This is a genomic window from Peribacillus sedimenti, from assembly GCF_046237635.1.
Taxonomy (GTDB): domain Bacteria; phylum Bacillota; class Bacilli; order Bacillales; family DSM-1321; genus Peribacillus; species Peribacillus sedimenti.
Window position 1 is genome coordinate 4,847,836 of the sequence record NZ_CP143547.1, and the last position, 24,583, is coordinate 4,872,418.

Here is a 24,583-nt window from a genome sequence, read left to right on the forward strand (position 1 = left end):
TCATGTATGATTTCAGGTTCGCGTCCGGGTCTTTTTAACCCAATATTGCCCGAGCATCCCTCGAGTAAAACCGACCGAAGGAAACGGAATTTCATTTACAGTTGACTCATTTGTTGTAAAAAGTAAAAATAAAAAACCCGTGGCTAGACGGGTTTCTGAACCAAATTTTCAGTTGCGTTGTTTACGGGACATATACATGCTTCGCTTATGATTATCTTATTGCTCGACGTGGGAATCTGTTGATTCCTCTTTGCTGCTAGTGTCTTCCTGTTTATTGTCAGTATCCGTTTTGTCAGTGCTGTGTTCTGTAGTATCGTCTACATTTTCTTGAGTGCCATTTTCACTGGATGGTGTTGTATTGTCTATACCTTCTTCATCTTGTGGTGTTGTTTGAGTTTCATCCTGAACGGAAGCTTTTTTCTCTTTGGCTGTGTCAATTGAAGATAGCTGTTTGTCCAATACATCGATAGGGTTCACAGCAACATCGTCTTTCCGGATTTCAAAGTGTACATGAGTGCCTGCATCTTGATTCAGCAGACTTTTTCCAGCTTTTGCAAGAACTTGGCCCTGTTTCACTTCGTCTCCAACTGCTACTTTTACATCTGTGACAGATTGATAGTGAGTAACAACTCCATTGTCATGTTCTACCTGAATTTCATTGCCAAGAAGAGAGTCGTCTTTAACTTGTGTTACAATCCCACTCAATGATGCTACTACATCAAACGTCTTGCCATCCTTCGTTGCGATGTCGATTCCTTTGTTCGGTTGATAGATATTGTTGTAGGATACAAGTGCTGCTTCTCTTTCTTCTTTCGAACCTTTGACATCATAGAATTCTTTCTTGATGACCGCTGATTCTGCATCCGTTAAAGGATACATAATATTCTCCAGCTTACTGTTTACCTCAACTGCCGGCTGCTTGCCCTGTTCGGTGGTTTTAGCAGTTTCCTTGCCTTTTTCAGTAGATGAATCAAATCCATTTTGAACAAAGATAGCGACTGAAAGGACAATGGCTGCGCTGGCAATATAAATGGCTGGCAGTGCCCAACGCTTCTTGAGTATGCGCCGGAAAGTAGATTTTTGAGAAGTTTGTTTCTTTTCTTCCTCTCTCATAATTATCACCTCAGCAATCATTCTGAACAGATTGCTGGGTTTATATACATTTTGCGTGAAATTTTTTTGGATTTATTATGTGCTTTTCCACATTTGGCTATGCAAATTTATTTTATAAAAGCATTAAAGCCCCCTTTTCATTCCGCTTTTCCTTATATTCTGTTAAAATGGCCTATATCACATAATAAGGAAGTCATTGAATGAAGAAAATACTTAAAGCTAGTTTAACGATGCTGCCGATTCTTTATATGATCTTAATCTGGACGCTTTCCAGTCATCCTGATTCTGCCGTGGTAGAATTGAAGGACGATAAAGTGGACAACATCCTAAAAGAGTCATTACATCTCATAGAATTCGCCATTCTTTATATGCTATTCGCTGCCGCTTTGGCAGCTCATGGAAAGCTGACGCGATCATTTAGCTTATATGCAGCCCTTGCAGCTTGTTTATACGGGATTACCGATGAAATCCATCAATCATTTGTACCCTCCCGCAGCTCCAGTTTGATAGATGTATTGAAAGATATAATCGGGGTAACTGCTGCCTATTTTCATGTCAGATACCATTATTTCAAACGAAACCGGGGTTTTCTTACGATTATAGAAAGAGTAACTAACAAGTAGGCTTCCAAGGCAGAAGCATTACAGCTTCTTTGCATTAGATTCCTCTTGTATAGCGCCAAGCGATATAGAGATTTTAACATAATCTAAAACCAAGCTTTTTCGGTGTTATGGGACTCAGTAAAACACATACAAACAAAAAGAGATGGACCACATGCTCCCATCTCTTTTTGTTATCATTTTTTTGCGGTCATGGTATTTAAAAATGGATTGGAGGATTGAATGGCAACCCCTTTATAGTAGTGCTTAACGATGTCTTTATAATTTTTCCCCTCCAATGCCATTCCATTTGCACCGTATTGGCTCATTCCAACACCATGTCCGTAGCCTTTCGTTGTAACTACAATCTCGTTGCCTTTACGCTCCCAGCCAAAATCGGATGACCTTAATCCCAGAAGCTCCCTAATCTGTTTCCCCGTTAGCTGCTTTCCGCCGATTTCAATGACTCCTACTCTTTTTCCGGAAGTGCGTTTAATAATCGTTCCAATCGTTTCTGTCTGGCCAATCATTACGCCAAGCTTCCGTTCGAACTCTTGTACAGGTATGGCCGTCTTGCCGTAAAATTTGGGTGAGATCTTATCCCATGGACTTGCTACACTCTTTAAGTACGGGTAGGCATTTCCCCAATAATCCTCAGAGTCTTCGGTATATCCATTGCTCGTAGAAAAAAAGGTCGCCGTAATCGGATTCCCTTTATACGTAAGAATCTGTCCAGCTGTTTCGTTAACCGCTTCTGTTACCTTTTTTATTTTTTTGTCATAGGCGCTGCCCCAATCTTTCTTTAATTGCTCGTCGCTTCTGTATACCTGGTGAGCGATTGTATCCGTAACATCCGCTCCCTCAGGCAATCCCTTCTTGCCTTTCTGCACAAGCTGGCTCACTATATACGTACGCGCTGTTAAAGCTTGTGCCTTTAAAGCCTCCATCTCAAATTCCGCAGGCATTTCAGCAGCTACTACGCCTACAATATACTTTTCAATGGGGAGCTCCTCGACTGTTTTTTGTTCACTCCGGTAGACAGCCACATCCACCGAAGATGAATAGGCAGGGCTGGCTTTCTTTTTCTTGTTCACTTGCACCTCCAGCCTTTCCACTAATTTTCCAGGGGTTGTATCCAATGAGAATGGAAGCACAAGCACTGCTGGAATCATGATAATTACGAAGACTGTTACAACGAATACTGCTAACATCGGTTTTATTGCCTTCAATCTCCTGTTGCCTCCCTGTACATTTTTTCACTCCTTAAAATGTATGGAGGTGGACAAGCAAATATGACGGCATTATTAGGGTCTGGCCCTTGGCATCACTCTAAACCAAGAAAGAGGTTGTGGCCATCTTCATCGCTCTACATTGCCACAGAGGCTCTGCTCTTTCTGTTACTTTCACAACTGAAGTTCATGACAGGCCTGTAGCTATAAAAAAAGCTCCTGAATGATTCAGGAGCTTTCGTCATTTTATATTATGCATTTTCAGCTGCAATTGTTTCCGTGGCAGTAACTGTTTCGTCATTTACACGTTCCACATCTGCACCAAGCTCAGCCAGTTTTCCGTGGAAATTTACATAGCCGCGGTCCAAATGTTTTAATTCAGTAACGCGAGTGATTCCATCAGCGACTAAACCAGTCAGGATCAAAGCCGCGGCGGCACGCAAGTCAGTAGCTGCTACTTCGGCGCCTTGAAGATTGGACGGGCCATTCATAATAACAGAGCGGCCTTCGATTTTAATATCAGCGTTCATGCGGCGGAATTCTTCCACATGCATAAAACGATTTTCAAAAACTGTCTCTGTAATCATGCTAGTGCCCTGGGCACGCAATAGCAATGCCATCATCTGAGATTGCATGTCTGTAGGGAATCCAGGATGAGGCATAGTCTTGATATCAACAGCCTTCAACTTCTCCGGTCCGATAACACGAAGACCATCTTCTTCTTCAGTGATTGTAACGCCCATTTCCTGCATTTTTGCAATTAATGAAGACAAATGCTCCGGCACTGCACCCCTAACAAGAACATTTCCTCCTGTAATTGCTGCAGCAGTCATAAATGTACCCGCTTCGATGCGATCAGGGATAATATAGTGCTCAACACCATATAATTTATCGACACCCTCAATTTTTAAAGTGCCTGTTCCAGCACCTTTAATCTTAGCACCCATTTTATTGAGGAAGTTTGCAAGATCGACAATCTCAGGTTCTTTCGCAACATTTTCAAGGATGGTTGTACCTTCTGCAAGAGAGGCTGCCATCATAATGTTTTCCGTTGCGCCTACACTTGGGAAGTCAAGGTATACTTTAGCGCCCTTAAGCCTTCCATCAACGCTTGCTTCAATAAATCCATTACCAACCTTTACTTTTGCTCCCATAGCTTCAAAACCTTTTAAATGCTGGTCAATCGGACGAGAGCCAATTGCACATCCGCCTGGCAAAGCTACGCGGGCCCGGCCGTTTCTTGCCAATAGGGAGCCCATTACCAATACTGAAGCACGCATTTTTCGGACATATTCAAACGGCGCTTCATCAAAAAGCTCTTTTGATGCATCTACAGTTACTGTGTTATTTTGAAAGACAACCTCTGCATTAAGATTGCGTATAACTTCATTGATTGTATATACATCGGAGAGCGTTGGCACGTCTTTGATGATACTTTTTCCATCACTTGCTAATAATGTTGCAGCGAGTACCGGCAAAACGGCGTTCTTTGCACCTTCGACTTTTACTGTTCCGCTTAGCCTTCTTCCGCCGCGGACGATGATTTTTTCCAAGAGTATTCCCCTCCGCGTCCAATTTCTCTATATTAATATTCAAACGTGATGATTGGTGTGCCAACTACAAAGGTAGTCTTCCCGCCCAATCCTTCTGTTCTTAAAGCAACCTGCAAATTTAACTTTTCCATAGACAATGTGCGTTTAAATAAATCGGTATGCGACGAGACAGAAACAAAATTCTTTTCCTTAACGCTTTCTACTTCGTCTGCATGAAACAAATCTAGCAACCTTTCAGTTTCAGAGGTTAAAACCGTATCAATATTATCACTGAAAACACCCTTAACACAAGAGAAAATTGAAGGTTTTCCCCGAAATATGTCATTTATCCTGCTTTCGAAAACATTGTTAAAAAAAGCCTTGCCCCCATTGTCCCAATTATGCCCTTTAATCTCATAAATAATATAGGAATTAGGGACATTATTTTGACGTGAAGCTACCAATTTAATAGATTCTGTTAAACCGGTATCAGCATTTTTTAACACTCCGGACACCTTCATAGCTTGATCAGCGCCACTATCCAGTTTCCAGTCAAACTCGTGAAATTCGTGCTGCAGTTTTTTTGCTTCTTGTTGAAAATCATGCAAGTTCCTTACAGTGGTGCTGTTTTCCCTTGCGATGACAGACCATTCCTCTATGTTTAACTTTTGCTCTTGTTGAATAGTTTCAGCTATCGTAACGATATCGTACTTGCTTTTTGCCACAATCGTACTATTCCCAAACACCCATATTATGAAACCAAGAAATAATATGTATGGTAATAATTTTCTATAAAGAACGATCATATCCATCCCTCCCTTGCTACCATTGTCGGCTAGAAGGGAGGAAACCATACTTTTATTTTCTCGTCAGTTACTGACAACTTTCTAGTTGTTTTCTCTAGAATTCCATAGAGAACAGCACGGAGCCACTAGTTACATATTTCACATACATAACTATAGAGAGACCAGTAATCGATTACTCCTGATTAAACATGAAAGGAAGTTGCCGTGACCAGGATATATAATCCAGGAAGAAGCCGCTGACAGCCGACCCAATGGCTACGGTTAGCAATATATAAAGGATTCTTGCTTTCACTACTGAATTTGATCTGAGAAGTTTTTCAAAGTTCAAAGACTGAAGTGCCCACCAGGTAACCGCAATGAAAAACAAGTGTGAAAAGATTCCCGTCATCGCTTGTTGTCCAATCGCTGAATACATGAATAAACCTCCTTCAATGCTCATTAAACTATTGTAACACAACTGAAAAATAAAATTGGAATAAAAAAGGAAGAAGATTAAATTTTTTTTATTCACTTTTTTCAGAAAAAAAGAAGGGTATATATATCCCTTCTTCTTTACGTGGTTTTTGACTCTGTTTCATATAACTATGAAACCCTGCATGTCTATGAAACAAATAGAATCATGGCTGATGCCTATCCGCGCTGGAGTGTGCCTCTATTTCCAGCAGGACATTAGATTGGAGAATTAAGCCTACTGTTACAAAAATCTACCAAAGGCTAATTCTTTAGAATGTCAGAAAAATTCCCGAATTGATTATGGAGAAAGTCCAATGCCAAATTAGGCGCGACCCCTAGCATAACCGTTCCAATACCTGCTATTCCCAGAACCGCGGCTATTCCCGCAGGCACCTTAAAATCCTCAGTTGAATACGACGGTCTAAAGAACATCTGGGTCATGATTCCAAAATAATAATAATAGGACACAACCGTAGTACCTATCATAATAGAGGCCAAAACATAATGTCCTTGTACTTGTGATAATGCTCCCAGGAAGATGTTAAGCTTTCCTATAAAACCGGCCGTCCCCGGGATTCCAGCGAGGGATAAAAGGAAGACAGCAAGTGCTATAGCAAGAAATGGTGACCGCTTGTACAAGCCGGCAAATTCAGCAATGTCCCCCGAATTGGCACGATCCGAAACAAGCTGGATTACCGCAAATGCTCCTATATTCATCAGTACATACGCAAATAAATAGAACCATATCGCATCAAATAGAAAATTGTTTACATCCAGTACAGCCACCGCTACGAGCAGGTATCCTGCATGGGCAATGCTGGAATAGGCAAACAATCGCTTTATGTTCCTTTGCCTTAGTGCGATCACATTGCCTATAATCATCGTTATTCCTGCAAGAAATGACAGGTAGACTCCATTTTTTTCAAAGAATAAGTATATGCCTTCTGCATCTCCCGGTGCCCTGTAATACACCGATAACAGTATTCGAAGCAGGATTATAAATCCTGCCGTCTTCGACACAGTGCTCAAAAAAGCAGTGACAGGAGTGGGAGCTCCCTGGTAAACATCCGGTGCCCACATATGGAATGGGGCGGTTGCAATTTTAAAGCTCAATCCCACAACAATCATTAAGAAGGCCAGGGTAAAAAGGTATCGAAAATCTGCTTGAACTGGACCGGACATTGCATTGGATATTTCCTGTAAACTTGTACTGCCTGTAATCCCATAGAGATAACTCATCCCAAATAATGTAAAAGCCGTTGAAATACCACCATTAATCACATATTTCATCGCCGATTCATTGGACCGGACATTCTTTTTCCTCATACCCGCTAAAATGTAGGAGGAGATGGACAACAATTCAAGCCCGGTGAACAAGGTGATTAAATCACCGCTGGAGGCCATGATCATGGATCCCAGAAGAGCCGCAAGGAATAAATAATAAAACTCTCCACGATATTCGTTAAAGCCTTCTTTTGGCTCATAGCTATGAGCAAGCATTATGACCAGGGCTGCCCCCGCCAAGAGAATCAGCTTAAAAGCAATGGCAAAGGAATCCAGACGGAAGGTGTCTCCCAATATACTCACAAAGCCATTGTCTAAAAGTCCAATCAGGCTAATGAAGGAGAGCAGTATCCCTGTCAGTGCCATCCATGCCAGAGACCTTCTGTTTATGGTTTTCGGCATAAATATATCCATAATGCTAAGGAGGGTGGCGACTCCGAGGATGATCAACTCAGGAGCCATCGCTCCCCATTCTATAGAAAGCATTGTTTTCATATCCATTGTTGACTACCCCCCTATCCCTAACATGATGGCTTCTATTGACCCTTTTAACGGGGTACTCAATATGTTTGGATAAACTCCGATAATGATAATCAAGGACAGCAGTACAAGCACCGGAGCATATTCTATTCCATTAATATCATGAGAAGCTCCTCCAGCTGTACTTTCTGTCTTTCCAAAAGTCATACTCAGCACCGCTCTAAGCAAGTATAAAGCTGTCAAGATAATGCCAATCGCCCCGATTGCAGCCAGCACAGGCTGTTCCTTGAATAAACCCATAAATGCCATGAATTCACTTACAAAACCGGACATGCCAGGCAGCCCCAAAGATGCCATTGCTCCTGCCAGCAAAAATCCTGATAAAATGGGCATCGATTTTGCGAGTCCACTTATTTCCGGTATGAAGGAAGTCTTTAATCGGCCATGCATGACTCCAATTAAAAAGAACAAAAGTGCAGCAATTAATCCATGTGACACTACTTGAAAGATGGCACCCTGTATTCCCGCCTCGTTCAATGAACCAATCCCGATTAGCACAATCCCCATATGTGAAATGGAGGAATACGCCATAACCAGTTTGAATTCATTTTGAATCAGAGCCAAGAATGCTCCATAAAGGAGATTGATTACTCCCAGGACAGCCACAAAGACGGCAATTGTTTTAAATTGTTCCGGAAAGATTCCCATGCCGAAACGAATGAGGCCAAATGCTCCTATTTTTAACAATACTCCCGCATGAAGCATGACAACTGGCGGAGGAGCTTGAACGTGGACGCGCAGCATCCATGTATGAAGCGGAAATATAGGTAGCTTGATGCCAAAGGCAGCCAAGATTGCTAACAATAATCCATATTTCATAGTTTCTGATATCGGGGCAATCAGGGAAACTCCCCCAACAGTCATAATATGCCGTAATGCTTCGATGTTTGTTGTACCTATCCTTGCAAACAGGATCATGATCACAACCAGTAATATCGCTGACCCAACACCATTGTAAAGCAGGAAGTTATAAGCCGCCCTCTCCTTCTCCAGATAGCCCCACTTTCCAATTAAGAAGAACATTGGAATCAAGGTGATTTCAAAGAAAATAAAGAACAGGACAAGGTTTTGTGCGGTAAAAACACCAAGCATTCCTATTTCCAACAGTAGGAGCAGAATGAAATAGCCTTTCCATTCCTTCTTGATTTGTATCGAAGCAATTGCAGCCAGTGTTGATAAGACGGCTGTAAGAATTACCATGATTAGGGAAAAACCGTCTATAGCAAGCTCGTAATCCACTGCAAAAAGATTCGGGTCAAATTGCCTTAAGTTTGCAAAGGTAATCCAGTCTATCTTAACAGCAAACCTGGAGAGGTCGTTTGTTTCCGAATAGTAATTATATAAATACAAAGAGCTGATCAGTGATGGAATAGTTCCAAGAATGCCGAGCCTTTTAAGATTCTTTTCATCTTCCTTCGATATCGCGGCAATGAGCAAGATACCCAACAGGGGAGAGAAAACCAGAAATGTAAGCAAAAATGTACTCATCTAAAATATCCCCCTGTCCAGGCAAAAATCACCATAAGAACGGCCAATCCAAAAAAGGCGACAACTCCATATACCTGTACCTGTCCATTCTGGATCCTCGAACCAATCCTGCCTGCAGTCTGGACCGTTTGTGTCACTGCGTTCATCAGCCCTTCGACCAGGAATCTATCCACATATGAAAGGAAAAGGCTGATCCATTTTGTCACAGAGCCAATCGTAAATTGATAGGTCTCATCTATAAAATACTTATTGTACAAAACTGTAAATATCATAGAGTCTTCGCCGCCAAGCCAATCCCGGCTGATAGATTTTTTGGCATATATCAGATAAGCCAGCAGGATGCCAGATAGCGAAACCAGAGTCGCTGCAAACATTATCCATAACGGGCCCTCCGAATGGCTCTGGGAGAGGTACTGATCGCCTTCTGTAAGCCAATCCCCTAAAAACGTTCCGAGCCAAGGAGTATTGACATAGCCGCTGACCACCGCTAGGATCCCCAGCACCAGCATAGGCAAGGTCATAACAGAAGGAGACTCGTGTATATTATGCTTACGGCCGACCCTTTCCGTTCCTGAGAATACCATAAAGAACAGGCGGAACATATAAAAGGCCGTAAAAAACGCCGCTAGCAACGCCGTCCAAAACAGCAAGTGATGGCCATGTTCCCACGCAGCAATCAGAATTTCATCCTTACTGAAAAAGCCGGAAAACAGCGGCACACCTGAAATGGCAAGCGTACCAATAAGAAATAAGGGACCGGTTATCTTCAGCTTGTGCCATAGGCCACCCATTTCTTCTATGTTTTGAGTATGTACTGCATGAATGACACTCCCGGCTGCCAGGAAAAGCAGCGCTTTAAAAAAGGCGTGAGTCATTAAATGAAACACTCCTGCCACATATCCAGCCGACCCAAGGGCAAGCATCATATAACCCAGCTGGCTGACGGTCGAATATGCAAGCACCCTTTTAATATCCTTTTGGACCAGACCGATGCTTGCCGCAAAAATGGCGGTAAACGCCCCTGTAGCCGCCACTACCGTTAATGCCGTTTCACTTGCCAGATACAGCGGAAACATGGCCGCAACCAGATATACCCCGGCAGCTACCATCGTCGCTGCGTGAATTAAAGCAGAAACGGGGGTCGGGCCTTCCATAGCATCCGGGAGCCAGCTATGAAGCGGAAATTGCCCCGATTTTCCCATTGCCCCTATAAATATGAGCAATGCGGTTAAAGTAATCATTCCTTCTGAGATGCTCCCGGAGGCAGCAGCCGAAAATATTTCATCATATTCGAAACTGCCAACCTGCCAGAATAATAGGATCATACCGATTAAAAGCCCGACATCCCCGATTCTTGTCATGATAAATGCCTTTTTGGCTGCGTCTCTCGCTTCACTTTTATAGAAATAAAAGCCGATCAACAAGAATGACCCTAATCCTACAAGCTCCCAGAATACATATAGCTGCAATAGATTAGGGGACATCACCAGGCCTAGCATCGCAAAAGTAAAAAGCCCAAGATATGAGTAAAATACCGGAACCCTTTCATCGCCCGACATATAACCTTTGGAATAAACATGTACCAGAAAGCTAACTAAAGAAACGATCACTAACATTAAGGCATTTAATTGATTTATTTCTATACCCGCTGTCAGATGTACATCCCCTATATTTAGCCAGTTGGTTTCAGACTTATAGGTCGGATGATCAAACCGCTCAATTAAAACCAGCACTGAAAAGATTAAGGATGCAAACGCAAACAGCATTCCCAGAAGTGAACTGCCTGTTTCATTTAATCGTTTGCCGAATACAAGAAGTATCAGGAATGAGATAAGCGGGAATAGCGGTATTAGCCATGCATTCTCCATCATCGTATCAAATCTCCCCTACTAGAAAAGCGCAAGCGCCATTTTAAATATGAATCTCAACTAAACCCTGCCGCAAGTGGAAGGTCAGTTAAGAACGCCACGTCATGTGGCAACGCTGACGACCCACATCCTGTGAGCCTGGCAACATTGACGACCCGCATCCTGTGGACCTGGCAACACTGACCGACCTCACCCCTGATGCCAGCAAAACTCGGATGATTTAGAGACTTGGACCCCAGACGCACTTTTCAATTTTTACAGTCTCATATATTTATTATATTTAATGTTTCATTGAATCCATTTCATCGATATTGACTGTTTTATGGTTCCGGTATAGTCCCATTAAGATTGCAAGTCCGACTGCGGCCTCTGCCGCCGCAACAGTAATCGTAAATAGTGAAAAGATCTGGCCTGTAATAGAGGGAGTTACTCCAAACTTGCTAAAGGCAACAAGGTTGATGTTGACTGCATTTAGCATTAACTCAATTGATATCAGAACGATTACAATATTTGTTTTTGTCAGGGCACCATATAAGCCGATACAGAACAATATCAGTGCAAGAACAAGATATCCCGAGAGAGGAACCGTTGTCATGAGCGTCCCCCCTCCTCTTTATCATCATTCTTCGCCAGTAAGATTGCTCCGACAAGTGCAACCAATAAAATGACCGAAGTAATTTCAAACGGAATGATATGCTTCGAGTAAAGTGCCATACCAATCTTTTCAGTATTAGATTCATGAAGAGCAGATTGCTGTACCGGGATATCCAGCTTGTAAATGCCTAAATATACTGCCGCTGCAAAGCCTGCTATCCCTGCTAATAAAGCAATACGTCTCCAGGTGTTTATCTTCTTTTCCTGGTGGTCATTGTGCTTGGTAAGCATAATACCAAACAGCATGATGATTGTTACTGCTCCCGAGTAAATCAGTACTTGGACTGCTGCCACAAATTCTGCCGATAACATGACGTAAATACCTGCAATGCTGATGAATGAAAAGACGAGCGCAACCAGCATATGAATAACTCTTGTCAGGTTCAATAAAAGCAATCCGCCTGTTATCGCAACCAGTGACAGAGATATAAAAGCTAAAAATTCACCTGAAAGGTTCATACCTTGTTCACCTTCCGGATGTTTGTATCATTTTCATCAAGCCATTCCAGGTTCTTAAACAGCTGATCGCGGCTATACTCAGCTAGTTCGAAGTTATTTGTCATCACGATTGCTTCAGTTGGGCATACTTCCGTACACAGGTCACAAAGTATGCAAATTTCGAAATTGATATCATAAGTATCGATAATTTTTCCTTTCTTAGTCGGATCCGGATGCTTTTTGCCGGTTAATTGGATGCAGTCTGTCGGACAAATATTGGCACATTGGTTACATACGATGCATTTTTCAGGATAAAATTTTTGAATCCCCCGAAATCGGTCCGGTAAAGGCAGCGGTTCGTGCGGGTAACCATATGTTACTTTTTTTCGGGTTAGATTTTTCATCGTATAGCCCAAACCCTTGAATAAACCGCGCATATTTTCACCCCTTGTTTTACTTTCGTTTTCCGTCGTTTACTTTTTAGAGAGCGTTAAAGATTTCCTTTAAAATTGCTGTAAGTAAGATATTTGCCAATGCAGCTGGCAGCAGGACCTTCCACCCCAGTTCCATGAGCTGGTCAGCCCGCAGGCGCGGAAAGGTCACGCGCACCCATATCAGCAGGTAAATGACAGCACTGAATTTTAACGCGAACCAGACGGCTCCCGGTATAAATCCAAGGAACGGCAAAGGATGCCAGCCTCCCAAAAATAATATGGTTGTCAGTGACGCCATCGCAAACATATAAACATATTCAGAAAGCATAAAGAATGCCCAGCGAAAACCTGAATATTCGACATGGTAACCTGCTACCAGCTCAGATTCTGCCTCAGGCAGGTCAAAAGGTACCCGATTTAGCTCTGCAACCGAAGCAATCAAAAATATTACAAATGCAACTGGCTGCAATACGATAAACCACAAGTGTTCCTGTGCAGCAACAATATCGTTCAAGTTCAGGCTGCCTGTCAGCAGTATAATGCCAACCACAGACATCACAAGCGGTATTTCATATGAAATCATCTGGGCTGCGGCCCTCATTCCCCCAAGGAGGGAATATTTATTATTGGACGCCCAGCCAGCTGCTACGATACCTACCGTCGAAATTCCTGATATAGCAATATAATACAATAAACCTACCCCAATGTCGGCAAACTGATATCGTTCTGTAAACGGAATGGTTGCCAATACCATAAAAGATGGAGCAAATGCGATTATTGGAGCAATAACAAACAGCGGCTTATCTGCCAGCTTCGGGATCGTATCCTCTTTAATTAAAAGCTTCAAGACATCAGCTACCGTCTGCAGGAGACCCCACTTGCCTCCAACCTGGTTTGGTCCTACCCTCATTTGCATAAAGCCCATTATTTTTCGTTCAGAAAGAATCCCATAGGTGACAAATCCCAGGACAACGAACAGCAAAATTAGTGCCAGAAAGAAGAAAATAGCAAAATTCAATAGGCCCGGTGAGGATTGCAGCAGATTTTCAACCATCATCCATCCACCTCCCCCAGCACAATATCAATTGCACCCAGGATAGCAATGAGATTCGCCATATTTTCTCCCTTCAGCAGTTTAGGGAGAATTTGAAGATTATAGAAAGACGGCCTTCTAAATTTCAGGCGGTACGGTTCCTTTTTTCCGTCACTTGCAATATAGCATCCTATTTCACCGCGTGGAGATTCTATCCGCACGAAAGCCTCTCCCTTCGGTACTTTAATAATTTTCGGAACCTTAGCTATTACTGGTCCATCCGCCGGAAATTGTTCAACAGCCTGTTCTATAATTTTCAAAGATTCCTCAATTTCGTCCATACGGCATAGGTATCTGGCCCAGGCATCGCCTCCCTGACGTACAGGGATGTCAAAATTGAACCTGTCGTAAATCGAATAGGGTTCATTTTTCCGAAGGTCCCATTTTACACCTGCACACCTAAGATTTGCTCCGCTTAAAGAATAATTAATTGCTTCTTCCTTTGTGTACCTGCCAACACCTTTTACTCGATTAACAAATATTTCATTTCCTGTTACCAATTCATGATAGCCCTTCAACTGTTGCCTCATATATGGAACGAATTCGCGGACCTTTTCTATCCATCCCTCAGGCGCATCCCACTTTACGCCGCCTACACGCATATAATTAAAGGTTAATCTTGCACCCGATAGCTCATTTAAAAGATTAATAATCATTTCCCGTTCCCGAAAAGCATACAAAAATGGGCTTGTTGCCCCAATATCCAGCAGATATGTACCCCACCACACTAAATGGCTTGCAACCCTTCCAAGTTCCATGGTAAGGACACGCAAGTATTCTGCCCGTTCCGGGATTTCTATGCCCATCATTGTCTCGACAGCATGACAGATGACATAATTGTTTGTCATCGCAGCAAGGTAATCCATCCGGTCTGTATACGGAATGATCTGTGTATACTGCAAATCTTCTGCAAGTTTTTCAGTGCCTCTGTGCAGGTAGCCGATAACAGGTGTTGCTTCCTTGATAATCTCTCCATCAATCTTGATGACGAGTCGGAATACACCATGTGTACTTGGATGCTGCGGTCCTACATTGAGCAGCATTTCTTCCGTCCGTATCACTTGCTACACCTCCACGTCGTAAGGTTCATAATCTTTCCGTAGCGGATGCCCCACCCACTCTTCTCCAAGGAGGATTCTTTTCAAGTTCGGATGCCCTAAAAACACTATTCCTAATAAATCATACGCCTCACATTCTGGCCATTCAGCACCCTTCCATAGCGGCACGAGCGAATCGACTTCAGGGTTTGTCCGGTCCAGCTTGACCTTTAGCGCGACAGGCTGCTTATTCCTAAGAGAATAGAGGTTAACGTAGATTTCCATATGGGTTTCAAAATCACTGCCATGTATTTCGGACAAATATTCAAATCCTAATTGTTCATTATACTTTAAGAACTCCGCTACTTTTTTATATGTATGTGGCTTCGCAATCAAGGTTGGAATATCTTTAGATAGTTTATTAATGTACGCATCAAGCAAAACTTCATTTCCCAAATGGTTTTCGATGACGCTAATGTATTTGTTTAGAAGATGTTGATTCGGTGATGGAACTGTTTCTGTGCGGGTATCCTGGTCGGCAGCCTTCGTTTGGCCGGATTTGGCTCTTGCCGCCGCAGCTGCTTTCGCCTTTGCTGCGGCAATTGCTTTTTCCTTTTGATCCGCAAGGTCACCTTCTTGCGATGCATTCTCTGTGACTTTAGCGTGCCGTTTTGCCAGCGCGGCCGCTTTTGCTGCTGCTACCGCCTCTGCCTTTCTCTTTGCCAAGTCTTCTTCCCCTACGGACACTTCTGCCTCCGGAGTCTGTGCCTGGGTTTTTGCCTGTCGCTTCGCCAGTGCTGCTGCCTTTGCTGCTGCCACCGCTTCTGCCTTTCTCTTTGCCAGATCTTCTTCCCCTACAGACACTTCTGCCTCCGGAGTCTGCGCCTGGGTTTTTGCCTGCCGTTTTGCCAGTGCTGCTGCCTTTGCTGCTGCTACCGCTTCTGCCTTTCTCTTTGCCAGGTCTTCTTCCCCTCCGGACACTTCAGCTTCCGGAGGCGGTGCCTGGGTTTTTGCCTGCCGTTTTGCCAGTGCTGCGGCCTTTGCTGCTGCTACCGCTTCTGCCTTTCTCTTTGCCAGATCTTCTTCCCCTACGGACACTTCTGCCTCCGGAGTCTGTGCCTGGGCTTTTGCCTGTCGTTTCGCCAGTGCTGCTGCCTTTGCTGCGGCGGCCGCTTCGCGCTTTTGTTCTTCTAGGCTCTTGCCATCGCTCACAGCTAAATCACCTTCTTCCCGGTTTTAGCTTCATACCGGATTTTCTCTTTTAGCTTATTTATTCCGTATATTAGTGCAGCAGGGTTCGGTGGGCAGCCCGGTATATAAACATCTACCGGCACGATTTGGTCTACGCCCTTCACTACGGAGTATGAGCGGATATAGGGTCCTCCTGCTGTGGCACATGAACCCATGGCAATGACCCATTTAGGTTCAGGCATTTGATCATAGAGTCTTCGTAATATCGGGGCCATTTTCTTTGTAACCGTACCAGAGACGATCATTACATCCGATTGCCTTGGTGAAGTACGGAAGAAAGAACCAAACCGATCGAGATCATAATGGGATGAACCAACACCCATCATTTCTATCGCACAACAAGCAAGTCCAAAAGTCATCGGCCATAAAGAATTGCTTCTGGCCCACGCCTTTACCTGCTCGAGCGTTGTCAGAAAAACACTTCTGCGCATTTCTTCCATTTCTTGAGAGGAAATTCCATCCAGCTTTAAATCCATTTCAACACCTTCTTCTTCCATGCGTATGCCAATCCGATAACCAACATAAAAACGAAGATAAGCATTTCAATCAAAGCAAAGATACCGAGTTTGTCATAGGCTACTGCCCATGGATATAAAAACACTGTTTCTATATCAAAGATCACGAACATAAGGCCAAACATATAATATCTGACATTGAATTGTACCCGTGAATCGTGAAAGGGCTCAATTCCGCTCTCATACGTTGTATATTTCTCATCAATGGGTTTATACGGCCTGAGCAGCTTACCTAGGAATATTGCTACGATTGGCAATAAGACACCGAGAAATAAAAATACAAAAACGATAAGATAGTTATTCTGATAAATATGCAAGGCTTCCATTTCCTATCCCCCATTCCTAATTTACAAGTAAAAAGGTTGTACATTTCGGAAGGCTATGTATGGGTTGTGAAACTTGCCTGTATTTTCCTTTTTGTAAGCGTATACATTCTTACATCGCAGGCTTATACTGGCTAAGCCAGTTTCGAAATATTCCATCTCTCCATTCCGAAAACACTTATTTCTATATATCTTATTAGTTTGATAAACACCCTTTAATTACCTTTTTAATTTTGTGAAAAAATTTCTCTTTTTTGTTTCGAATCTTGTTTCGAAAACAGATCTACGCTGCTATCATATGCTGACTGATACCTAAAAAGACATAAAAGCTGTGATGATAATAGATTGGTAAATCCTTCTGATCGTAATGGAATGCATGTTGGAAAAGGGATTATTTAGCGCATTAGCTTTTATTATGTTATTGATAATTCAGGAAGTTCACAAAAAGGTCCACGTTTATTGTGAGATAATAATTCTTTTACCAATGAGAGAAAGACTTTTTTATTGTCGAGGTTAATTCCCAAAACATACAAAAAAGCACCATCTCCCTTAAGAGATAGTGCTTTCTATTAAATCCTGCCTTCAGCAACAGATAAACGGTTCACTGCACGCTGCAATGCTAGTTCTGCTCTTCTTGCATCAACATTGTCTTGTCTATCCTGCAAGCGTTTTTCAGCACGAGCCTTAGCAGCCTGAGCACGCGCTACGTCGATGGATTCCGCTCTTTCAGCAGATTGAGCCAAAATAGTTACGACATCAGGGCGCACTTCAAGAAAACCGCCATTCACTGCCAAATATTCAGTACCTCCGTCTTTCTTTAAGCGAACGGCACCGATTTTCAGCGGAGCAACCATAGGGATGTGACCGGGTAAAATACCCAGTTCCCCGCTTTGTGCCTTAGTGCTTACCATTTCGACTTCAGCATCATATACTGGGCCATCGGGAGTAACAACACTGACTTTAACGGTCTTCATTTAAATACCCTCCTTTGGTCCCTTATCAAGCCATTTGCTTGGCTTTTTCAACTACTTCTTCAATTCTTCCTACGAGACGGAATGCATCTTCCGGAAGATCATCGTATTTTCCTTCAAGTATTTCCTTGAAGCCTTTAACAGTTTCTTTTACCGGTACATAAGAACCCTTCTGTCCAGTAAACTGCTCAGCTACGTGGAAGTTTTGAGATAAGAAGAATTGAATACGGCGAGCACGAGCTACAACAAGCTTATCTTCATCAGACAACTCATCCATACCAAGGATGGCGATGATGTCTTGAAGTTCCTTATAGCGCTGCAATGTCTGCTGAACTTGGCGTGCAACTTCGTAGTGCTCTGCACCAACGATTTCAGGAGATAATGCGCGTGATGTTGAAGCAAGCGGGTCAACCGCCGGGTAAATACCCATCTCAGAAAGCTTACGCTCAAGGTTAGTAGTTGCATCCAAGTGAGCGAAAGTCGTAGCCGGAGCCGGGTCAGTGTAGTCATCCGCAGGAACGTAGATAGCCTGGATAGATGTTACAGAACCCACGTTTGTAGATGTAATACGCTCTTGTAATTGTCCCATTTCTGTAGCAAGCGTAGGCTGGTAACCAACCGCAGATGGCATACGTCCCAATAGGGCGGAAACCTCAGAACCTGCTTGTGTGAAACGGAAGATGTTGTCGATGAAGAACAAAACGTCCTGTCCTTGCTCATCACGGAAATACTCAGCCATTGTCAAACCTGTCAAAGCAACACGCATACGAGCACCAGGCGGTTCATTCATTTGACCGAATACCATTGCTGTTTTCTTGATAACTCCAGAATCACTCATCTCATGGAAAAGGTCATTCCCTTCACGAGTACGCTCACCTACACCAGCGAATACAGAAATACCGCCGTGCTCTTGAGCGATGTTATTGATAAGCTCCTGGATTAATACCGTCTTACCAACGCCAGCGCCTCCGAATAGACCGATCTTTCCACCTTTAATATATGGTGCAAGAAGGTCTACTACTTTGATACCTGTTTCAAGGATTTCTACTTCAGTAGAAAGGTTTTCAAAAGTTGGAGCTGATCTATGAATAGGGTCTCTGCGCACATCGGCACCTAACGGAGAGTCAAGGTCGATATTTTCCCCCAGTACGTTAAATACACGTCCAAGTGTAGGTTCACCCACCGGTACAGAGATTGGAGAGCCTGTATCAACAGCTACTGCTCCACGAGTTAATCCGTCAGTAGAAGACATCGCAACTGTACGGACTGAATCGTCCCCAAGGTGAAGGGCTACTTCAAGAGTTAGGCTTTTGCCAGACTCTGAAAATTCTATTCTCAACGCATTATGGATTCTTGGAAGCTGGCCGCTTTCGAATTTTACGTCAACAACCGGACCCATAACTTGAATAACGCGTCCTTTATTCATTCTGTTCCCTCCTAACATTACTTTTAACACAATCAAAAATCCGGAACGGAGGCTTGATTTCTGCCTCCTCCGGTTAAAGGTTATATGTTTAGCTTCAGCGACGAGCGCTTATGCTTTTCGTTTTATTCTAACGCTGCTGCCCCACCGACGATTTCGGTGATTTCTTGTGTGATGGCTGCCTGACGTGCACGGTTATATACCAATGAAAGGCTATCGATCAATTCAGAGGCATTATCCGTTGCATTTTTCATAGCAGTCATACGTGCAGCATGCTCACTTGCTTTTCCATCTAAAAGAGCACCATAAATCAAGCTTTCTGCGTATTGCGGCAGAAGGACTTCCAATATTTCCTCAGCGGATGGCTCAAATTCATATGATGTCATTTTGCCGGAAGGCTGGATGTCTGTTAAAGGAAGAAGTTTCTTCTCCGTAACGTCCTGCTGAATGGCACTGACATAGTGGTTGTAATACATGTAGAGCTCGTCAAATGACCCGTCAGAGAACATTCCGACTGCTGTACGTGCAAGTTCACTGATATCAGTAAACGAAGGCTGGTCAGGAAGCCCAACCACTTCAAGTGCCACGTTCATATTCCTGGCTGTGAAGAAGTCACGGCCTACTCTTCCGATGGCGATGATCGAGTATTCATCCGTTGATTGATGGCGCTTTTTAATGGTTTGGAATACTTCACGCAAGACACTGCTGTTATAAGCCCCAGCTAATCCACGATCCGAGGTTATTACGAGATAACCGGTCTTTCGAACTGGACGGGATACAAGCATCGCGTGTGAAGCACCCGTATTTCCGCTTGCAATGCTTCCAACGACTTCCTGGATTTTTTCCATGTACGGCACGAATGATTTAGCATTTGCTTCCGCACGGCTCCATTTAGAAGCGGATACCATCTGCATCGCTTTAGTAATCTGGCTCGTCTTTTTAGTAGAATTTATACGGCTTTTTATATCGCGCAATGATGCCATTCAATTTCACCACCTTATTTAACAAATATTAGACCTATTACTCAGAGATTACGAAGCTCTTTTTAAACTCGTTAATCGCAGCAACTATACCATCGTCCTTAGGCAGGTCGCCTGAAGTGCGGATGTGGTCTAATAGTTGTGTGTGGTTACGGTCTAACCAGCTAAGGAATTCATCTTCGAAGCGGCGAATATCCCCAACCGGAATGTTGTCCAAATGTCCGCGTGTCAACGCGTATAAGATCATAACCTGCTTTTCTACCTTAAGAGGCTTGTTCAAATCCTGCTTAAGCACTTCAACAGTACGTGCACCACGTGCAAGCTTAGCTTGAGTAGCCTTATCAAGGTCTGAACCAAACTGGGCGAATGCTTCCAATTCACGGAATGAAGCAAGGTCCAGACGAAGTGTACCGGCAACCTTCTTCATCGCCTTGATCTGTGCAGACCCACCTACGCGGGATACAGACAAACCAGCGTTGATCGCAGGGCGTACGCCTGAGAAGAATAAATCAGATTGTAAGAAGATCTGTCCATCAGTGATAGAGATTACGTTTGTTGGAATATAAGCCGAGATATCTCCTGCCTGCGTTTCAACGAACGGAAGTGCCGTGATGGAACCTGCACCGTGTGTGTCATTCAATTTTGCTGCACGTTCTAACAAACGTGAGTGCAAGTAGAATACATCCCCTGGGAATGCTTCACGGCCTGGAGGACGGCGTAACAGCAAGGAAAGCTCACGGTAAGCAGAAGCTTGCTTAGAAAGGTCATCATATACGACAAGTACATGCTTGCCGTTAAACATGAATTCTTCACCCATAGTTACACCTGCATATGGAGCAAGGTATAACAATGGAGCTGGTTGTGAAGCGGAAGCTGTCACAACGATTGTGTAATCTAATGCACCATGCTTACGAAGTGTTTCAACAGTTCCACGAACTGTAGATTCTTTCTGTCCGATCGCAACATAGATACAAATCATGTTTTGATCTGCCTGGTTAAGGATAGTATCAATTGCAACAGATGTCTTACCAGTCTGACGGTCACCGATGATCAACTCACGCTGGCCGCGGCCGATTGGAACAAGAGCATCGATCGCTTTAATACCAGTTTGCAATGGCTCATGAACGGATTTACGGTCCATAACTCCAGTTGCTGGGCTTTCAATTGGACGAGTCTTTGTAGTATTGATTGGTCCAAGTCCATCAACAGGCTGGCCAAGCGGATTAACTACACGTCCGATAAGTTCCTCACCTACAGGAACCTCCATGATACGTCCAGTGCGGCGAACCTCACTGCCTTCACGAATGTCTGAGTATGGTCCTAAGATAACAATACCAACGTTGTTTTCTTCAAGGTTTTGTGCCATACCCATGACACCATTAGAGAATTCTACGAGCTCTCCAGCCATGACTGTATCTAAACCATGAACACGTGCGATACCGTCCCCTACTACGATAACTGTACCTACATCGCTTACTTTAATTTCTGACTGATAATTTTCGATTTGCTTTTTAATCAGTGCGCTGATTTCTTCAGCTTTGATGCTCATAAATTTCACCCCTATTCTCGGAATGTTAACCTAACAGTTCTCTTTCAAGGCGTTCAAGCTTTCCGCTGACACTTCCGTCAAAAATGCGGTTGCCGATGCGAAGCTTGATTCCGCCAAGAACACTGCGGTCTACAATATTTTCAATGCGTAACGTTCTTTTGCCGACTTTAGCTGCAAATGCAGCCGATACTGCTTGCTGTTCTGATTCAGTCAGAGGACGAACAGTATAGATCGTAGCTTCTGCCACTGACTTTTCTTCGTTTGCAAGCTCTATGAAATCCACAGCCATTTGTGAAATAACATCCGTACGATGACGGTCCGTCATTAACAGCAAAGTATTGCGGACTAAGGTTGAAAGATTAGCAAATGACTCTGCGATAAATTGCTTTTTGCGTTCTGCATTTACTTTAGGATGCTGAAGAAATGCTAGAAGGTCATCATTGCCAGAAAATACTTCTCTTACTGCACGGAGCTCTTCCACTGTTTCATCCAGAAGGTTCTGCTCCTTTGCGAGTTCAAAAAGAGCTGTGGCATAACGCTTTGCTACTGCAATATCGCTCATCGCTCTTCTCCTGCCTCTTTAATATACTCATTGATCAGATTTTGCTGATCAGCTTCAGACAATTCCTTCTCAATAACTTTGGAAGCAATAAGGACGGATAGGGAAGCAACTTGTTCACGCAGCTGCGCAACAGCCTTTTCCTTCTCCTGGACGATTTCGCGCTTTGCTGATTCTTTAATGCGTTCAGCCTCTGCACGTGCTGACGTGATAATATCTTCACGCTGCGCCTCGCCCTGCTTCTTGGCATTTTCAATAAGTTCCCCTGCTTCAGTGCGTGACTGTTTCAGTAATTCACGCTGTTCCTCCAAAAGCTTGCTCGCTTCAGCACGGCTGGCCTCAGCATCGCTGATTTCTTTAGCGATTAATTGCTCACGCTCTTTCATGATGCCCATTAACGGACCCCATGCGAACTTTTTAACTAATGCTAACAAAATAATGAACATGACAAGCTGGAAAATGATATCCCCACTATTAAAATGAAGACCGCCTTCAGCAGCTGCTCCTAAAATAAATCCACTTGTTAACACGATCGGCTCACTCCCTTCAACCGTTTCACTGTATAACCTAAATTTTCAAATATCGAGATTTGAAAAGAACATTCTATATTTAAACAACTTGAATACTTTTGAATGTGAACATAAAGGAATGGCGAAGGTTCGCATCGCAATCTTCGCCATTACCCGTTTATCTTACTTTCTGCAAGTAACCTTGCGACACCTATTAACGTCCTAGAACGATAAATCCAATAACTACCCCAATGATTGGAAGTGCTTCAACTAACGCAACCCCGATGAACATTGTAGTTTGCAGCATACCACGAGCTTCTGGCTGACGAGCCATCCCTTCGATTGTACGACCAACGATAAGACCGTTACCAATACCAGCACCTAACGCACCTAGACCAACTGCAATAGCTGCCGCTAAAAGACCAATAGAACCTGACATGAATTATTTCCTCCTTGAAATGATAATTTTTTTATTATTGCTATAAATGATTGTCCAAGATTTCGGACATATTTTATAATTAATGGTCCTGACTCACTTTGTGTGAGATAAAAACCATCGTTAACATTGTGAAGATAAACGCTTGGATGCTTCCAACGAAAACAGAGAACCCTTGCCATGCCAGTGTCGGCAAGATTGCGGAAACTGTTCCGATAATACCGCTGCCAACTGATTCAGCATAGCCGCTGGTCGCTAGACCTGCGAGCAAGCTTAAAAGAATTTCCCCGGCATAGATGTTACCGTAAAGCCGCAGACCCAATGTAAGCGTGTTGGCAAATTCTTCGATAAGCTTCAGAGGGAACATAAAACTCATTGGCTGGAAAAAGCTTTTCCCATAACTCTTGGCACCCAACATTTTGACACCATAATAGTGGGATAATCCCATTACTAGTACAGCAAGCGTCATTGTAATCGCAGGATCAGCCGTCGGTGATTTCCACCAAAGTTCGTGCCCTACCACTACGGCGAATGGCAAGCCCAGCATGTTAGATACAAATATATACATGATAAGCGTCATTCCGAGCACAAGAAAGCGGCCGCCTGTGTTCCAATCCATTGTGCTATTGATAATCCCTTTTACGAAATCCATTACCCATTCCATGAAATTCTGGATTCCTGAAGGTCTTAGCGCAAGCTTGCGGGTGGAAACTACAGCGAGTATGAAGACTATGAGACTTGCAACAGTTATCATCATGATATTAGCCAAGTTGAAATGCAATCCCATAAACTCCCGAATAGGAGCTTCATGATTCATTAGTATTCACCTCTCTTTTTCTATCGTCGTAAATTTTGAACGAAATAATCTATCATAATGACCACATACGCTGTCATTAATCCTATAACCACACTTACAATATTAAAATGTTCTGGATACCTAAGCGCAATCACCGCAGCGAGAGCTCCGATCGTTAACCGTGTAAGCGACCCGAGGGATTTCACTTTCTTACCGGCTGAAACTGCTTCGGAAAACTTTCTGTTTTTTCGGACCATGGACCAGAAATTGAACAGACTGAAGGCAGTGCCAAGTATCAGGCCGTAGAAAATACTGTGGTACGGCGTTACTGCTCCACCCAGCAAATATAGCGCCAAAAGGAACATTATGTACTTGCGTTGCCTGGTAAACATCACTTCAAGTTCTGGCATTATAAATTTTAATCTCCTGAGAAATATTGTCGGACTGTCCGCTGCACAGCAAAAACCCCTGCAGCAAGCCCTATTAGAAGACCAACCACTAAAAACAGAGGTTCGAAACCCAGCCTTTTGTCTAGCCAGTTCCCGCAAAAAATTCCGAACAAGGTACATCCGGCCAATTGCGTTAAAATAGCAGACATTAGTGCCATTGCTCTAAATGGGTGGCGATTATTTCGACGCATTTTTGCATCCTCGCGGTTAAAAGTAGATGGATAAGAAATTTTTCATGGTTGAGAGTGGGTAAT

27 protein-coding genes are annotated in these 24,583 nt (G+C 43.4%); 1 reads left to right on the forward strand and 26 read right to left on the reverse strand.

The window, feature by feature from the left end; translation table 11 throughout:
• Nucleotides 1-216 precede the first annotated feature (216 nt).
• A complete protein-coding gene (locus tag V1500_RS23655; RefSeq protein WP_409303175.1) occupies nt 217-1,113 on the reverse strand; it encodes a peptidoglycan DD-metalloendopeptidase family protein in 897 nt (298 codons plus the stop codon).
• Nucleotides 1,114-1,313: 200 nt separating this feature from the next.
• Here V1500_RS23655 and V1500_RS23660 point away from each other — a divergent pair, with 200 nt between their 5' ends.
• Nucleotides 1,314-1,736, forward strand: a complete 423-nt coding sequence (locus V1500_RS23660; RefSeq protein WP_409303177.1) for a VanZ family protein — start codon at nt 1,314-1,316, stop codon at nt 1,734-1,736.
• 173 nt (nt 1,737-1,909) lie between these two features.
• Here the strand turns inward: V1500_RS23660 and spoIID are convergent, their stop codons facing one another.
• The 25 genes from spoIID to V1500_RS23785 form a co-directional block, all read right to left on the reverse strand.
• Nucleotides 1,910-2,941, reverse strand: a complete 1,032-nt coding sequence (gene spoIID / locus V1500_RS23665; protein WP_409303178.1) for a stage II sporulation protein D — start codon at nt 2,939-2,941, stop codon at nt 1,910-1,912.
• 251 nt (nt 2,942-3,192) lie between these two features.
• Complete coding sequence (gene murA / locus V1500_RS23670; protein WP_409303180.1) at nt 3,193-4,494, reverse strand: UDP-N-acetylglucosamine 1-carboxyvinyltransferase; 1,302 nt, start codon at nt 4,492-4,494, stop codon at nt 3,193-3,195.
• A gap of 32 nt (nt 4,495-4,526) precedes the next feature.
• Nucleotides 4,527-5,279, reverse strand: coding sequence for a YwmB family TATA-box binding protein (locus tag V1500_RS23675; RefSeq protein WP_409303181.1), 753 nt, complete (start codon nt 5,277-5,279; stop codon nt 4,527-4,529).
• A 172-nt stretch (nt 5,280-5,451) separates the two neighbouring features.
• Nucleotides 5,452-5,694 (reverse strand): DUF1146 family protein, encoded by a 243-nt coding sequence (locus V1500_RS23680; RefSeq protein ID WP_409303182.1) that lies wholly within the window; start codon nt 5,692-5,694, stop codon nt 5,452-5,454.
• A 299-nt stretch (nt 5,695-5,993) separates the two neighbouring features.
• On the reverse strand, nt 5,994-7,517 hold the full coding sequence (gene nuoN, locus V1500_RS23685; RefSeq protein ID WP_409303184.1) for an NADH-quinone oxidoreductase subunit NuoN: 1,524 nt from the start codon (nt 7,515-7,517) through the stop codon (nt 5,994-5,996).
• 6 nt (nt 7,518-7,523) lie between these two features.
• Nucleotides 7,524-9,044, reverse strand: coding sequence for an NADH-quinone oxidoreductase subunit M (locus tag V1500_RS23690; protein WP_409303186.1), 1,521 nt, complete (start codon nt 9,042-9,044; stop codon nt 7,524-7,526).
• Nucleotides 9,041-10,915 (reverse strand): NADH-quinone oxidoreductase subunit L, encoded by a 1,875-nt coding sequence (gene nuoL / locus V1500_RS23695; protein ID WP_409303188.1) that lies wholly within the window; start codon nt 10,913-10,915, stop codon nt 9,041-9,043. Before nuoL ends, V1500_RS23690 begins: the two co-directional genes overlap by 4 nt.
• A gap of 277 nt (nt 10,916-11,192) precedes the next feature.
• A complete protein-coding gene (gene nuoK, locus V1500_RS23700; RefSeq protein WP_409303190.1) occupies nt 11,193-11,507 on the reverse strand; it encodes an NADH-quinone oxidoreductase subunit NuoK in 315 nt (104 codons plus the stop codon).
• Nucleotides 11,504-12,025 carry an NADH-quinone oxidoreductase subunit J gene (locus V1500_RS23705; protein ID WP_409303192.1) on the reverse strand — a complete coding sequence of 174 codons (522 nt, stop codon included), beginning with the start codon at nt 12,023-12,025 and terminating at the stop codon, nt 11,504-11,506. The genes nuoK and V1500_RS23705 overlap by 4 nt, the downstream gene beginning before the upstream one ends.
• On the reverse strand, nt 12,022-12,441 hold the full coding sequence (gene nuoI, locus V1500_RS23710) for an NADH-quinone oxidoreductase subunit NuoI (RefSeq protein ID WP_409303194.1): 420 nt from the start codon (nt 12,439-12,441) through the stop codon (nt 12,022-12,024). The genes V1500_RS23705 and nuoI overlap by 4 nt, the downstream gene beginning before the upstream one ends.
• 43 nt (nt 12,442-12,484) lie before the next feature.
• A complete protein-coding gene (gene nuoH / locus V1500_RS23715) occupies nt 12,485-13,492 on the reverse strand; it encodes an NADH-quinone oxidoreductase subunit NuoH (protein WP_409306099.1) in 1,008 nt (335 codons plus the stop codon).
• Entirely contained in the window at nt 13,492-14,592 is a 1,101-nt protein-coding gene (locus V1500_RS23720; RefSeq protein WP_409303196.1) for an NADH-quinone oxidoreductase subunit D, read from the reverse strand. The genes nuoH and V1500_RS23720 overlap by 1 nt, the downstream gene beginning before the upstream one ends.
• A 3-nt stretch (nt 14,593-14,595) precedes the next feature.
• The gene (locus tag V1500_RS23725) at nt 14,596-15,780 is read right to left on the reverse strand and encodes an NADH-quinone oxidoreductase subunit C (RefSeq protein WP_409303198.1); all 1,185 of its coding nucleotides are present in this window, start codon (nt 15,778-15,780) and stop codon (nt 14,596-14,598) included.
• A 2-nt stretch (nt 15,781-15,782) separates the two neighbouring features.
• Nucleotides 15,783-16,295: a NuoB/complex I 20 kDa subunit family protein gene (locus V1500_RS23730; RefSeq protein WP_409303199.1), complete on the reverse strand. Its 513-nt coding sequence runs from the start codon at nt 16,293-16,295 to the stop codon at nt 15,783-15,785.
• Nucleotides 16,286-16,660, reverse strand: coding sequence for an NADH-quinone oxidoreductase subunit A (locus V1500_RS23735; protein WP_409303201.1), 375 nt, complete (start codon nt 16,658-16,660; stop codon nt 16,286-16,288). Before V1500_RS23735 ends, V1500_RS23730 begins: the two co-directional genes overlap by 10 nt.
• A 566-nt stretch (nt 16,661-17,226) precedes the next feature.
• Nucleotides 17,227-17,631: a F0F1 ATP synthase subunit epsilon gene (locus V1500_RS23740; RefSeq protein WP_409303203.1), complete on the reverse strand. Its 405-nt coding sequence runs from the start codon at nt 17,629-17,631 to the stop codon at nt 17,227-17,229.
• Between the two features lie 25 nt (nt 17,632-17,656).
• On the reverse strand, nt 17,657-19,054 hold the full coding sequence (atpD, locus tag V1500_RS23745) for a F0F1 ATP synthase subunit beta (protein WP_409303205.1): 1,398 nt from the start codon (nt 19,052-19,054) through the stop codon (nt 17,657-17,659).
• Between the two features lie 122 nt (nt 19,055-19,176).
• The gene (locus tag V1500_RS23750) at nt 19,177-20,034 is read right to left on the reverse strand and encodes a F0F1 ATP synthase subunit gamma (RefSeq protein WP_409303206.1); all 858 of its coding nucleotides are present in this window, start codon (nt 20,032-20,034) and stop codon (nt 19,177-19,179) included.
• 37 nt (nt 20,035-20,071) lie between these two features.
• Nucleotides 20,072-21,580, reverse strand: coding sequence for a F0F1 ATP synthase subunit alpha (gene atpA / locus V1500_RS23755; RefSeq protein WP_409303208.1), 1,509 nt, complete (start codon nt 21,578-21,580; stop codon nt 20,072-20,074).
• Between the two features lie 25 nt (nt 21,581-21,605).
• Nucleotides 21,606-22,142, reverse strand: a complete 537-nt coding sequence (locus V1500_RS23760; protein WP_409303210.1) for a F0F1 ATP synthase subunit delta — start codon at nt 22,140-22,142, stop codon at nt 21,606-21,608.
• Nucleotides 22,139-22,669 carry a F0F1 ATP synthase subunit B gene (locus V1500_RS23765; RefSeq protein ID WP_409303211.1) on the reverse strand — a complete coding sequence of 177 codons (531 nt, stop codon included), beginning with the start codon at nt 22,667-22,669 and terminating at the stop codon, nt 22,139-22,141. The genes V1500_RS23760 and V1500_RS23765 overlap by 4 nt, the downstream gene beginning before the upstream one ends.
• A 193-nt stretch (nt 22,670-22,862) precedes the next feature.
• Nucleotides 22,863-23,087, reverse strand: coding sequence for a F0F1 ATP synthase subunit C (gene atpE / locus V1500_RS23770; protein ID WP_409303213.1), 225 nt, complete (start codon nt 23,085-23,087; stop codon nt 22,863-22,865).
• A 79-nt stretch (nt 23,088-23,166) separates the two neighbouring features.
• A complete protein-coding gene (gene atpB, locus V1500_RS23775; RefSeq protein ID WP_409303215.1) occupies nt 23,167-23,901 on the reverse strand; it encodes a F0F1 ATP synthase subunit A in 735 nt (244 codons plus the stop codon).
• Between the two features lie 20 nt (nt 23,902-23,921).
• A complete protein-coding gene (locus V1500_RS23780) occupies nt 23,922-24,290 on the reverse strand; it encodes an ATP synthase subunit I (protein ID WP_409303217.1) in 369 nt (122 codons plus the stop codon).
• A gap of 8 nt (nt 24,291-24,298) precedes the next feature.
• Nucleotides 24,299-24,520 carry an AtpZ/AtpI family protein gene (locus V1500_RS23785; protein WP_409303218.1) on the reverse strand — a complete coding sequence of 74 codons (222 nt, stop codon included), beginning with the start codon at nt 24,518-24,520 and terminating at the stop codon, nt 24,299-24,301.
• Between the last annotated feature and the right edge of the window lie 63 nt (nt 24,521-24,583).